This is a genomic window from Pseudomonas sp. BT-42-2 (assembly GCF_025847435.2).
Lineage (GTDB): Bacteria > Pseudomonadota > Gammaproteobacteria > Pseudomonadales > Pseudomonadaceae > Aquipseudomonas > Aquipseudomonas urmiensis.
The window spans coordinates 415,278-428,207 of sequence record NZ_JAOYTM010000006.1 but is presented as its reverse complement, the minus strand read 5'-3'; the positions used below and the strand labels follow the sequence as shown (position 1 = coordinate 428,207).

Sequence of the window (12,930 nt, the reverse complement as noted above, 5' to 3'; positions counted from 1 at the left end):
CACACGAATTGCTTGATTCAATTTGTTAAAGAGCGTTTGGTTAAGAGCCTTTCGTCTCAACCGAGGCGCGCATTCTACGCTTTCCTCTGTGTCTGTCAAGCGTTTATTTCGAAGTATTTGGCGAGAAACTCGTTCAACTTCAAACACTTGACTCGCTTGCGATCTCTCGTAGCGGGAGGCGAATTCTACAGCGTTACAAGCTGCTGTCAACTACCTTTTTCACCGCTGCCGATCAGAAGATCGAAGCACCTCCAGTACCGCCTGAAACATCTAACTCGTTGATAATCAAGGAGTTTTCCGTTCCAACTACGCTGGAAGTGGGGCGCATTATAAGGGGATCTGAGAGGCCGTCAACCCTTAATTTCAATAACCCGTAATATTGGTGAAATTAGGGTCAGAATCGCGGGGCGAGCCCGCTTCCACAGAGTGCAGCGGGGTGCAACAGAGAGAGGCGTGCAGTTAAAGCGCTAGCAACAAAGCAGGGAGGCCTGCCGGCCTCCCTGCTTATATAGGTATAAAGCGAATCAGAGCACACCAGCCCCACGCAGCTGCTGCACAGCCTGGCCATCCAGCCCTAACACTTCTTCCAGTACAGCCTCGGTATGCTCCCCTAATAGAGGAGGCGCCTGCCGATACTCCACCGGCGTCTCAGACAGCCGAATAGGGCTAGCCACCTGCGGTACGCTGCCCGCCAGCGGATGCGCAATGCTAACCGCCAATCCACGAGCCAATACCTGCGGGTCCTGGAACATCTGCGCCAAATCGTTGATTGGCCCGCATGGCACGCCGGCCTGTTCCAATTCACTAACCCACTGGGCTGTGGTCTTGAACACTGTGGCCTGGCGAATCAGCGGAATCAGCTCAGTCCGATTGGCGACCCGCAGCTTATTAGTCGCAAAGCGCGGATCGTCCGCCCATTGCGGCTGCCCAGCGACCTCGGCAAATTTACGGAACTGCCCATCATTCCCCACGGTAAGGATGAAATCACCATCGGCAGTGGGAAAGTCCTGATATGGCACGATATTGGGGTGGGCATTCCCCAACCGACGCGGAGCAGTGCCTGTAGTGAGGTAGTTCATTGCCTGGTTAGCCAGGCAGGCCACCTGCACGTCCAGCAACGCCATATCAATATGCTGCCCCACCCCTGACTGGTCACGGTGGGCGAGGGCAGCCAGGATCGCCACGGTGGAGTACAGCCCGGTAAGGATATCGGTCAGCGCAACGCCAACCTTCACCGGCCCGGCACCTTCTTCACCCTCTGGGCGACCAGTCAGGCTCATCAGCCCGCCCAGCCCTTGGATCATGAAGTCATAGCCGGCACGCTTGGCATACGGCCCAGTCTGACCAAAGCCGGTAATCGAGCAATAGATAAGCTTGGGGTTGACCGCCTTCAGGCTGGCATAGTCCAGCCCATAGGCCGCCAGGCCACCGACTTTGAAGTTCTCGATGACGATATCCGACTTCGCCGCCAGTTCGCGCACCAGACGCTGACCTTCTGGTTGGGTGAAGTCGATGGTCACCGAGCGCTTGTTGCGGTTGGCAGACAGATAGTAGGCCGCCTCGCTGGTGTTCTCCCCATAGGCATCCTTGAGGAAGGGTGGCCCCCAGGAGCGGGTATCGTCACCTGCCCCCGGACGCTCGACCTTGATCACGTCAGCCCCAAGGTCGGCGAGGATCTGCCCAGACCAGGGCCCGGCCAGCACACGCGAAAGGTCCAGCACCCGCAGATGTGATAACGCCCCCATGGCCCAGCTCCTCTATTAATAGAACGCCTGGATGCCGGTCTGCGCGCGACCGAGGATCAGCGCGTGGATGTCATGGGTACCTTCATACGTGTTGACCACTTCAAGGTTAACCAGGTGACGGGCTACGCCGAACTCATCGGAAATACCGTTGCCGCCGAGCATGTCGCGGGCCAGGCGGGCAATATCCAGCGCCTTGCCACAGGAGTTGCGCTTCATGATCGAGGTGATTTCCACCGCAGCGGTGCCCTCATCCTTCATCCGCCCCAGACGCAGGCAGCCCTGCAGCCCCAGCGTGATCTCGGTCTGCATGTCCGCCAGCTTCTTCTGGATCAGTTGATTGGCGGCCAGAGGACGGCCGAACTGCTTGCGATCCAGGGTGTATTGGCGCGCGGTGTGCCAGCAGGCTTCTGCCGCACCCAGGGCACCCCAGGAGATGCCATAGCGGGCCGAGTTTAAGCAGGTGAACGGGCCTTTGAGACCACGCACCTCAGGGAAGATGTTTTCTTCAGGAACGAACACGCCGTCCATGACGATCTCGCCGGTGATCGAAGCACGCAGGCCGACCTTGCCGTGAATCGCCGGGGCGCTCAGGCCTTTCCAGCCTTTCTCCAGAATGAAGCCGCGAATGTCCCCGGCATCGTCCTTGGCCCACACGACAAACACATCGGCAATCGGGCTGTTGGTGATCCACATCTTGCTGCCAGTCAGGCTGTAGCCGCCATCAACCTTGCGCGCCCGGGTGATCATCGCGCCTGGATCGGAGCCGTGGTTGGGCTCGGTCAGGCCGAAGCAACCAATCCACTCGCCGCTGGCAAGCTTGGGCAGGTACTTTTGCTTCTGCTGTTCACTGCCGAATTCGTTGATCGGCACCATCACCAGCGAAGATTGCACGCTCATCATCGAGCGGTAGCCGGAGTCGATGCGCTCCACTTCACGGGCGATCAGGCCGTAGCAGACGTAGTTCAGCCCACTGCCACCGTACTGCTCTGGGATGGTAGCGCCGAGCAGGCCGACTTCGCCCATCTCACGGAAGATCTTCGGATCGGTCTGCTCATGGCGAAACGCCTCGATCACGCGCGGCGCCAGCTTGTCCTGGGCAAACTGATAAGCGCTGTCACGCACCATGCGCTCTTCTTCAGTCAATTGCTGATCGAGCAGTAGCGGGTCGATCCAGTTGAAGCTTGCTTTGCCGGCCATGAGCGAAATCCTCGGAATAGGGAAGCAGGGTGCGTGGGCAATGTTCTTGTGCATTGATCCTAGGCCTGTTCGGCCGTCGGGACAAACGAGGATTACGCACGGTTTAGTGATATTTTCTCACTTCGAAAATCTGCAATTCAGCATACTTAAAGCCAGACAAGTGAGGTTGACGTACATGCGGCGCAAGATTCCCAGTACTACTGCATTGGTCTGTTTTGAGGCCGCAGCGCGTCACGAGAGCTTTACCAAGGCCGCCCAGGAGCTGGCCTTGACCCAAGGCGCCGTCTGTCGACAAATTGGTGGGCTGGAGGAGTTCCTGAATGTCGAGCTGTTTCGCCGCTCGCGTCGCGGGGTAAAACTCACCGAAGCCGGCCTATCCTACAGCCGACAGGTGGCAGCACAGCTGGACGCGGTCGAGCGCGATACCTTGTCGGTAATGCGCCAGCAGGGCGCCAATGTGATCGAATTGGCGGTGGTGCCGACCTTCGGCACCCAGTGGCTGCTGCCGCGCCTGAAGGACTTCCAGCACTGCCACCCAGAGGTCACCGTCAACCTGACCAACCGCACGCGGCCATTCCTGTTCGCCGATACCGCGTTCGATGCAGCGATCTACTTCGGCGATGCCGACTGGTCGGGCACCCAGTCCCACCGCCTGATGGGTGAGAACCCCCTGCCAGTGTGCAGCCCAGCCTTGCTCAGCGGCCACGGCGAACTCGATGCCAAGCGCATCGCCGAACTGCCGCTGCTGCAGCAGACCACCCGACCCTATGCCTGGCGACAGTGGTTCGACGGCTTGGGGATGAGCGTGGAGGGCGACATGACCGGCCCTCGCTATGAACTGTTCTCGATGCTCGCCCAAGCCGCCATGCACGAGATGGGCATCGCGCTGATTCCACCGTTCTTGATCCAGCGCGAGCTGGAGCAGGATAGGTTGGTGGTCGCCAACAGGCATGCGCTATCGAGTAACAAGGCCTACTATCTAATGATTCCTGAGCGAAAGGTGGAGTCTGCGTCGCTGCGCGCCTTCCGCGACTGGCTGATAGCACAGGCACGCTTGTACGCCTCCACCCACCCAGCAGATGCGACAACTTGACTCGGTAGTCAATTATTTTAAACACCTACAGATGTATTGAATTGTCGCATTTCAATAAACTGTTGCGTATACCCTGAATTCTTGCTTAACCCTGCATACTGCGCGGGTTTCAGACCTATTTGCGACATTCGCCCAGCTGTCAGCGAAATTTGTTAAAAATAATCTAATTTCTCCCCTAATCTCCCAATAGCCTATGTTTGACGGGCTGCAGCCATACCCTTGCGACATACGGTCACAGGGTGACTTGTAGTTTTAACTTCGTATCGCTCCAGAACCGGTTGAAGGCCTACGTATTCATCTGCAAAATGCTTCGCCCGCCCGGGATCCGGCGGGTTCGAGCCTTACGGCTACGCTGGCGAAGTGCCGCGGATTCAACCCCGCGCATGCCAGCTCAATAAAGATAAGAAGGTCACCGCAGGAGAAAAGTCGTGCACATTGGTGTTCCTCTCGAGACGCAGACGGGCGAGACGCGGGTCGCTGCGACCCCCGAAACCCTCAAGAAGCTGGTTGGCCAAGGCCATCAGGTCACCGTCCAACGGGGGGCAGGGCTCAACGCCAGCATTCCGGACAGTGCCTATGAAGCCGTTGGCGCCTCCCTCGGTACCGCCGCCGATGCCTTCGGCGCGCAACTGGTACTCAAGGTCGTTGCCCCCAGCGAACAGGAGCTTGCCCTGATCAACAGTGGCAGCCTGCTAATCGGCATGCTCAACCCGTTCAACAACGAACTGATCGCCAAGATGGCGGAACGCGGCGTCACCGCTTTCGCCCTCGAAGCGGCGCCACGCACCTCGCGCGCGCAGAGCCTAGATGTGCTGTCGTCGCAGGCCAACATCGCCGGTTACAAGGCGGTATTGCTGGCCGCGCATCACTACCCGCGCTTCATGCCGATGCTGATGACTGCCGCCGGTACGGTGAAAGCCGCCCGCGTGCTGATTCTTGGCGCCGGCGTTGCCGGCCTGCAGGCCATCGCCACGGCCAAGCGCCTGGGCGCAGTGATCGAGGCTTCGGATGTGCGCCCGGCGGTGAAGGAACAGATCGAGTCGCTTGGCGCCAAGTTCCTCGACGTCCCCTACGAGACCGATGAAGAACGCGAATGTGCGCAAGGTGTCGGCGGCTATGCCCGGCCCATGCCCGCCAGCTGGATGCAGCGCCAGGCACAAGCGGTGCACGAGCGCGCCAAGCAGGCCGACATCGTCATCACCACCGCACTGATCCCGGGCCGCAAGGCACCGACCCTGCTCAGCGCCGAGACCGTGGCGCAGATGAAGCCCGGCTCCGTGGTGATCGATCTGGCTGCAGCACAAGGCGGCAACTGCCCGCTGACCGTGGCTGACCAAGTAGTGGTAGAAAATGGCGTGACCATCGTCGGCCCCACCAATTTGCCAGCCCAGGTCGGGGCAGACGCTTCGGCGCTGTACGCCCGCAACCTGCTGGACTTCATGAAGCTGCTGTTCGACAAGGACGGTGCGCTGGTGATCAACCTCGAAGATGACATTGTCGCTGCGTGCCTGATGTGCCGCGACGGCCAAGTCATCCGTAAGAACGGTTAAGGAGCACGGCTATGGAAGACATGCTGATTTCCCACGGCATCTACAACCTGATCATCTTCGTGCTGGCCATCTACGTGGGCTACCACGTGGTATGGAACGTCACCCCGGCTCTGCACACCCCGCTGATGGCGGTGACCAACGCCATTTCGGCGATCGTCATCGTCGGCGCCATGCTTGCTGCTGCGCTGACCGTGACTCCGGCCGGCAAAGTCATGGGCACCCTGGCCGTGGCCTTGGCGGCAGTCAACGTGTTCGGTGGTTTCCTGGTTACCCGGCGCATGCTGGAAATGTTCAAGAAGAAAACCAAGAACGAGGCGCAGAAGTAAGCATGAGCATGAATCTGGTAACGCTTCTCTACCTGGTCGCTTCGGTCTGCTTCATCCAGGCGCTGAAGGGCCTGTCGCATCCGACCACCTCACGCCGCGGCAACCTGTTCGGCATGATCGGCATGGGCATTGCGATGCTCACCACCGTGGGCCTGATCTATAAGCTCGGCGCCGAGCTGGCCACCGCCGGTATCGGCTACGTCCTGCTCGGCCTGTTGATCGGCGGCACTGCCGGCTCGATCATGGCCAAGCGCGTCGAGATGACCAAGATGCCAGAACTGGTCGCCTTCATGCACAGCATGATCGGCCTGGCAGCAGTGTTCATCGCCATCGCCGCAGTGCTCGAGCCGCAATCGATGGGCATCGTCGCATTGATCAGCGATCCGATCCCGACCGGCAACCGGCTGGAGCTGTTCCTCGGTGCTGCGATTGGTGCCATTACCTTCTCCGGTTCGGTAATCGCCTTCGGCAAGCTGTCGGGCAAGTACAAGTTCCGCCTGTTCCAGGGCGCACCAGTACAGTTCGCGGGCCAGCACAAGCTGAACCTGATCCTCGGCCTAACCACCATCGCCCTGGGTTTGCTGTTCACCTTCACCGGCCACTACAGCGCCTTCACCTTGATGCTGGTTCTGGCCTTCATCATGGGCGTGCTTATCATCATCCCAATCGGCGGCGCCGACATGCCGGTGGTGGTGTCGATGCTCAACAGCTATTCGGGCTGGGCAGCGGCCGGCATCGGTTTCTCGCTGAACAACTCGATGCTGATCATCGCCGGCTCCCTGGTCGGTTCGAGCGGTGCGATTCTCTCGTACATCATGTGCAAGGCGATGAACCGCTCGTTCTTCAACGTCATCCTCGGCGGTTTCGGCGGCGAGGCGGACACCGGCGCGGCGGCCGGCTCTAAAGAGCAGCGCCCGGTCAAATCAGGTTCGGCGGACGACGCGACCTTCCTGCTGAGCAACGCTGACACTGTGATCATCGTCCCTGGCTACGGCCTGGCGGTGGCGCGCGCGCAGCATGCCCTCAAGGAGCTGACCGAAAAGCTGATCCACAACGGCGTGACCGTGAAGTACGCCATTCACCCGGTAGCCGGGCGTATGCCTGGGCACATGAACGTGCTCTTGGCTGAAGCCGAGGTGCCCTACGACCAGGTGTTCGAGATGGAGGACATCAACGCCGAGTTCGGCCAGGCTGACGTGGTGCTGGTGCTTGGCGCCAACGACGTGGTCAATCCGGCGGCGAAGAACGATCCGAAGTCGCCGATCGCTGGCATGCCGATCCTTGAGGCGTTCAAGGCCAAGACCATCATCGTCAATAAGCGCTCCATGGCCAGTGGCTATGCCGGGCTGGATAACGAGCTGTTCTACCTGGACAAGACCATGATGGTGTTCGGCGACGCCAAGAAGGTCATCGAAGACATGGTCAAGGCAGTGGAATAAAGTCCTTCTATATAGATAGGCATAAACCCCCGGTGATTTATTCCCGGGGGTTTTTACTTGCTTGATCCAGATCAACGGCTCTATTGCAGGGCTTCTCATACGACCATGGTCGTGGGACGGCGACGGGCGAAATCTCTAGACTGCGCTGCAGTAGCCTCAGTAGCCCGAGATAACAATCCATGTACCGTGATCGTATCCGCTTGTCCTCCCTGCACAGCAAGGTAATGAGTGCGGCCGACGCCGCTGGCCTGATCCAGGACGGCATGACCGTCGGCATGAGCGGTTTTACCCGCGCCGGCGAAGCCAAAGCCGTACCCCATGCCCTTGCTGAACGCGCCAAAGTGTCGCCGCTGAAAATCAGCCTGATGACCGGCGCCAGCCTTGGCAACGACCTGGACAAGCAACTGACCGAGGCCGGCGTGCTCGCCCGCCGTATGCCGTTCCAAGTCGACAGCACCCTGCGCAAAGCCATCAACGATGGCCAGGTGATGTTCATCGACCAGCATCTGTCGGAAACCGTCGAGCAGCTGCGCAACAAGCAACTGACCCTGCCGGACATCGCCGTCATTGAAGCGGTGGCCATTACCGAGCAAGGCCACATCGTGCCGACCACTTCGGTGGGCAACTCGGCCAGCTTTGCGATCTTCGCCAAGCAAGTGATCGTCGAGATCAACCTGTCGCACAACGCCAACCTCGAAGGCCTGCACGACATCTATATCCCGACCTATCGCCCGACCCGCACGCCAATCCCGCTGATCAAGGTCGACGACCGCATTGGCAGCACCGCGATCCCGATCGACCCGGCCAAAATCGTCGGCATCGTCATCAGCGACCAGCCCGACTCGCCGTCCACGGTACTGCCGCCTGACCATGAGACCCAAGGTATTGCCAACCACCTGATCAACTTCCTCAAGAGTGAAGTCGACGCTGGCCGCATGACCAACAAGCTCGGCCCGCTGCAAGCCGGCATCGGCAGCATCGCCAACGCGGTCATGTGCGGCCTGATCGATTCGCCGTTCGAAGACCTGACCATGTACTCCGAAGTACTCCAGGACTCGACCTTCGACCTGATCGACGCCGGCAAGCTGAGCTTCGCCTCGGGCAGCTCGATCACCCTGTCGAGCCGGCGCAACGCCGACGTGTTCGGCAACCTGGAGCGTTACAAGGACAAGCTGGTACTGCGTCCGCAGGAAATCTCCAACCACCCAGAAGTGGTGCGTCGCCTGGGCATCATCGGCATCAACACCGCGCTGGAGTTCGACATCTACGGTAACGTCAACTCCACCCACGTCTGCGGCACCCGGATGATGAACGGTATTGGCGGCTCGGGTGACTTCGCCCGCAACGCGCACCTGGCGGTGTTCGTCACCAAGTCGATTGCCAAAGGCGGCGCGATTTCCAGCGTGGTGCCGATGGTCAGCCACGTTGACCACACCGAACATGACGTGGACATCCTGGTCACCGAGCAAGGCCTGGCTGACCTGCGTGGCCTGGCGCCTCGCGAGCGCGCCCGGGCGATCATCGACAACTGTGTCCACCCGGACTATCGCGCGGCGCTGAACGACTACTTCGAACGCGCCTGCCAGCGTGGCGGCCATACCCCGCACATCCTGCGTGAAGCGCTGAGCTGGCACGAAAACCTGGAAGAAAGCGGGCGCATGCTCGCCAGCTGATCCAGCACAGCTATCCGGTCGATGGTGCGCAATGTCCATCGACCGGAACAGCTAAACACAGTAAAACCAAAAAACTGTACAACTGTACCGGTAAAATCTCAGTCCTCCCCTGGTAAATCTCCCCCCAACTCTCATAAACGCACCACATCTGTGCAGACCAGTACAGTTACGCCAATTTCGGGTGCAACAGTGCGCATAATCAGTTAACTGAACCCGCGCAATACAGATGAACTGTACCTACTGTTATGGACAAGAGAGGAGGATCATTGGCATCAGTTAAATCACTACCTAATGCCGCCACAAGCGGAAGGATGAAACATCATGGAACGCACCCTCAGTTCCGGTCTGGTTTTTGAAAACAACGCTCAGTCCAACGCTTCGCTGCCACTGCGCGCTTTCTCCACGCTTCTGCTGTGGCAACGCCGCATCGCCAGCCGCCGTCAGCTGGCCCGCCTGGATGGTCGCCTTCTGGCTGACGCCGGCATCAGCGAGTCGCAGCGTTACGAAGAGCTGAGCAAGCCTTTCTGGCGCTAAGCACTGGCTAGCCGGTTTCGGCCGGCACCGAGAATTCCAAAAACCCGTTGCAGGGAACTGCGACGGGTTTTTTGTTTCAAAGGTGCGAATTAGAGCGCCTTGCCCCGCGAACAGTACAGTTTCATAGAAACAGAAACATACCAGTACAATTGTATTGCTAACCACCCGCGTCACATCCAGAAACAGCAACGCGTGTTACGCTTACTTGAACGGCTCATTAAATAAAGTACCGTGATGAGCCTAGCGAGCGTCCGATAACCAGAACCATCTCGACCCTATGCAGGAGTCTCCGACCATGTCCCGTAACCACTTGTTTGGCGCCGCCCTGTTGTTGGCCTTGGCCGGCACTGCCAACGCCACTAGCTTCATCGTTACCACCGATGCGGTCGTAGGTGCAGTTGCCGCCTCTACTGATGCCACCTCTGATGTCTCCTCGTCGTTCCGTGACGACAAGATTGTCCAGGCCGCCCGCGACGATGCTGCCAGCTTTGTCGGCAGCCAAGGCGCCATCCGCGGTGCCAAGCTTGAAAGTGCGTTCATTCACATTCGCCAGCAGGCGCCCACCCTGCAAGCCAGCGACGCACAATTGGCGCAAGCCATCCTCGCGCTCTAAGCCGCAGGTTTCACGCCCGGATACACTGGCTCCGTCCGGTGTATCCGCGGTAGCCTTCGCCATCCAAGCCTAAGCCTTTAGAAGTCCGATGCGTTATCTGTTGCCTTTGCTGTTTGCCCTCGCCGGTATGGGAAGCGCCCATGCCATGGACGTCTCTACCCAAACCCTGGTTGCCAGCGGCTACGTCACCAGCAAAGTGACCAGCGCGCCCTTCGACCGCAAACTGGTCGTGCAGGCCCGCGACGATGCCGCAGCGTTTGTCGCCACCGATGGCTCGATCCGTGGCGCTCGTCTGCAAGCAGCGCTGGATACACTGCGTCATGACAGCGGCTATCACTCTGTCGGCGACCTTGAACTGGCAGAAGCAATTCTCGTCCAATAACCATATTCGACTCCCTGTATTCCTTCGGAGATGCTCCATGCGCAAGACGCTGATCGCCGCCACCCTCGGCATGTTGGTAATGGCCGACCTGGCACAGGCACAGACCCTGGTGGCCACCAGCAACATCATCGTGCGGGCCTTTGGCCGTTCGATCGATTTCACCTCGGACACCACCACTTCGATTCGCGACTCGAAAATCGTCCAAGATGCCCATGACGACGCCGCCAGCTTCGTCGCCAGCAAAGGCGATATCCGCGGCGCGCAGCTCGAAGCCGCCTTCACCACCATTCGCCATCGCGTGCCTGAGGCGCGTGATGCCAGCGATCAGGTACTGGCCGAAGCCATCCTGGCCCTGTGAAGCACATGCGTGCCTGGCTGCTCGGCTGCGTCCTGACGCTGCTGGGCATGCCTGCGCTAGCCGACCTGCAGCTCGACCTGCAGGTGTCTGGGCTTGATCAGCAACAACAGCAAGCCACCCAGGCCTTGCTCGACGAGGCCCTGGCCAAACTTCCCCCCCGCTTCAAGCAACAGCTCGACCGCCGCATCCAAGTCAGTTGGAGCGAGCGCATGCCCGCTGATGCTTATGGCCAGGCTTCGCTGGTGTCCACCCTCGAGCTGAACCGCCGGCTATTGCCCAGCCTGGTCGATGGCAGCGCTGCCCGCGAGCGTACCAACCGTCCGCATGGCACTGTGCGGCAAGAACTACTGGCCACAGTCCTTCACGAACTGACCCACATCTACGACCGCGCCCGTCTCTGGCCGACCCAGGAGCGGTTGATGATCGCCCGCTGCAAGCGCCAGCAGGACACCCTCGGCAAGATCGGCCTGCCGCAAGACTGCCGTGGACAAGCCGAGCGCCGCTTCACCTTGAGCGACGATCCACGCCTGCTCGACCTGGCTGGCTGGCAGCAGTACGTTGGCCGGCGCGGCGAGCGCGAACAGCACAACGCCCAGGTGGCGCGCAGCCCCGACAGTTATGAGCTGAGCAGCCCCAAGGAATACATTGCGGTCAACATGGAGTACTTCCTGCTTGACCCCAGCTATGGTTGCCGCCGCCCGGCACTGAACCAGTACCTGCAGCAGCACTTCGCCTGGACTCCACCGCAAACCCCGTGCGCCAAAGGCTTGCCATTCATCAATGCCGGCAACGACTTCGCCCGCCAACCTCTGGGCGAGATCGACCCGGAACGGGTTTATGAGGTCGACTACCTGCTCGCCGAGGCCAACCAGAACCTGGTCAGCCGTTGGGGCCACAGCATGCTGCGCCTAGTCATCTGTGCACCCGGTCGGCCGCGGGGTCCGGATTGCCGGCTGGACCTGGACCAGCACCTGGTGCTGTCCTACCGGGCCTTCGTCAATGACGTGCAGCTGTCCAGCTGGGACGGCCTGGTAGGCGCTTATCCGTCACGGCTGTTCGTGCTGCCGCTGGGTCAGGTGATCGACGAATACACCAAGACCGAGCTGCGCAGCCTGGCCTCGGTGCCGCTGCGGCTCAACCGCGACGAGGTCGAGAACCTGGTTCGCCAAGCGGCGGAGATGCACTGGAGCTACGACGGCAATTACTGGTTCCTGTCCAACAACTGCGCAGTGGAAGGCCTCAAGCTGCTGCGCAGCGGAACTGCCAACCCAGCCCTGAACGACCTCGACAGCATCATGCCCAACGGCCTGCTCGCGGTGCTCAAGGGACGCGGCCTGGCCGATACCAGCGTGCTCGATGATCCCCGTGAGGCCCTGCGCCTGGGATACCGCTTCGACTCCTACCGTGATCGCTACCAGGCCATGTTCGATGTGCTTAGAAAGCAGTTACCGGTCAAGCAAGAGAAGGTCGAGGACTGGCTCGCCCTGGAGGCCGACCAGCGCCGGCCATGGTTCGCGCGCGCCGACATGCGCACCAGTGCCGCGTTGTTGTTGCTGGAGCAGGCTGCGCTGCGCCAGCAATTGCTGTTGGCTCAGGATGAAGTGAAGCAGCGGTACCTGAATGCCACTGCGCTCAAGGATGGCAGCATCGATAAAGCCAATCAGACCCTGCAGCAGATGCTGGCCAATAGCGGCTTCCTCAGCCGACCGGCAGAATTGCTGGGCACCGACGGCTATGGCTTGCCGCAGCCAGAGGAGCGTAAGCAATTGGAAAAAGTCAGCAGTGAGCGGCAGGCGCAGCTGCTACGCCTGAGCACCGACCTGGATAAAGAGGTGAGGGCGCTGCTCGATCCGGCCCGGGCCAAGGCGATTGCGGCGGTCGAGGCGAACGTCAAGCAGATTGGCCAGCACCTGCGGGAGCTGCACAAGGCTGCCGGTGGCTTGCAGTTGCCCTGACGGCCTGAGCTTTTTCCGGTCAGTTCAGGCCTCATCGCGGGGCAAGCCCGCTCCCACGCTTGCCC

The 12,930-nt window shown here is 60.2% G+C and carries 12 protein-coding genes; 10 read left to right on the top strand and 2 right to left on the bottom strand.

The features are described 5' to 3' along the window. Positions 1–524: 524 nt before the first annotated feature. A complete protein-coding gene (locus OIU19_RS06620; protein ID WP_264234324.1) occupies positions 525–1,745 on the bottom strand; it encodes a CaiB/BaiF CoA-transferase family protein in 1,221 nt (406 codons plus the stop codon). A gap of 15 nt (positions 1,746–1,760) precedes the next feature. Beyond that, positions 1,761–2,942 carry an acyl-CoA dehydrogenase gene (locus OIU19_RS06615; protein WP_264234322.1) on the bottom strand — a complete coding sequence of 394 codons (1,182 nt, stop codon included), beginning with the start codon at positions 2,940–2,942 and terminating at the stop codon, positions 1,761–1,763. A gap of 175 nt (positions 2,943–3,117) precedes the next feature. On the opposite strand from OIU19_RS06615, the gene OIU19_RS06610 reads away from it, so the two are divergent. The 10 genes from OIU19_RS06610 to OIU19_RS06565 all read left to right on the top strand — a co-directional run bounded on the left by OIU19_RS06610 (position 3,118) and on the right by OIU19_RS06565 (position 12,865). Further along, on the top strand, positions 3,118–4,035 hold the full coding sequence (locus tag OIU19_RS06610) for a LysR family transcriptional regulator (RefSeq protein WP_264234321.1): 918 nt from the start codon (positions 3,118–3,120) through the stop codon (positions 4,033–4,035). Positions 4,036–4,463: 428 nt separating this feature from the next. Continuing rightward, a complete protein-coding gene (locus tag OIU19_RS06605) occupies positions 4,464–5,585 on the top strand; it encodes a Re/Si-specific NAD(P)(+) transhydrogenase subunit alpha (protein WP_264234319.1) in 1,122 nt (373 codons plus the stop codon). Between the two features lie 11 nt (positions 5,586–5,596). Continuing rightward, positions 5,597–5,911 (top strand): NAD(P) transhydrogenase subunit alpha, encoded by a 315-nt coding sequence (locus tag OIU19_RS06600; RefSeq protein WP_008097413.1) that lies wholly within the window; start codon positions 5,597–5,599, stop codon positions 5,909–5,911. A gap of 2 nt (positions 5,912–5,913) precedes the next feature. Further along, positions 5,914–7,350 carry an NAD(P)(+) transhydrogenase (Re/Si-specific) subunit beta gene (locus OIU19_RS06595; RefSeq protein ID WP_186557711.1) on the top strand — a complete coding sequence of 479 codons (1,437 nt, stop codon included), beginning with the start codon at positions 5,914–5,916 and terminating at the stop codon, positions 7,348–7,350. A 179-nt stretch (positions 7,351–7,529) separates the two neighbouring features. Then, a complete protein-coding gene (locus OIU19_RS06590; protein WP_264234314.1) occupies positions 7,530–9,023 on the top strand; it encodes an acetyl-CoA hydrolase/transferase family protein in 1,494 nt (497 codons plus the stop codon). 321 nt (positions 9,024–9,344) lie between these two features. Continuing rightward, positions 9,345–9,557, top strand: a complete 213-nt coding sequence (locus OIU19_RS06585) for a DUF1127 domain-containing protein (RefSeq protein WP_186557709.1) — start codon at positions 9,345–9,347, stop codon at positions 9,555–9,557. 295 nt (positions 9,558–9,852) lie between these two features. Beyond that, the gene (locus OIU19_RS06580; RefSeq protein ID WP_264234312.1) at positions 9,853–10,170 is read left to right on the top strand and encodes a DUF2388 domain-containing protein; all 318 of its coding nucleotides are present in this window, start codon (positions 9,853–9,855) and stop codon (positions 10,168–10,170) included. Positions 10,171–10,258: 88 nt separating this feature from the next. Next, positions 10,259–10,552 carry a DUF2388 domain-containing protein gene (locus OIU19_RS06575; RefSeq protein ID WP_264234310.1) on the top strand — a complete coding sequence of 98 codons (294 nt, stop codon included), beginning with the start codon at positions 10,259–10,261 and terminating at the stop codon, positions 10,550–10,552. Positions 10,553–10,589: 37 nt separating this feature from the next. Continuing rightward, positions 10,590–10,910 carry a DUF2388 domain-containing protein gene (locus OIU19_RS06570; RefSeq protein WP_186557706.1) on the top strand — a complete coding sequence of 107 codons (321 nt, stop codon included), beginning with the start codon at positions 10,590–10,592 and terminating at the stop codon, positions 10,908–10,910. Continuing rightward, positions 10,907–12,865 (top strand): DUF4105 domain-containing protein, encoded by a 1,959-nt coding sequence (locus tag OIU19_RS06565; RefSeq protein WP_264234307.1) that lies wholly within the window; start codon positions 10,907–10,909, stop codon positions 12,863–12,865. Before OIU19_RS06570 ends, OIU19_RS06565 begins: the two co-directional genes overlap by 4 nt. The last annotated feature ends 65 nt before the right edge of the window (positions 12,866–12,930 follow it).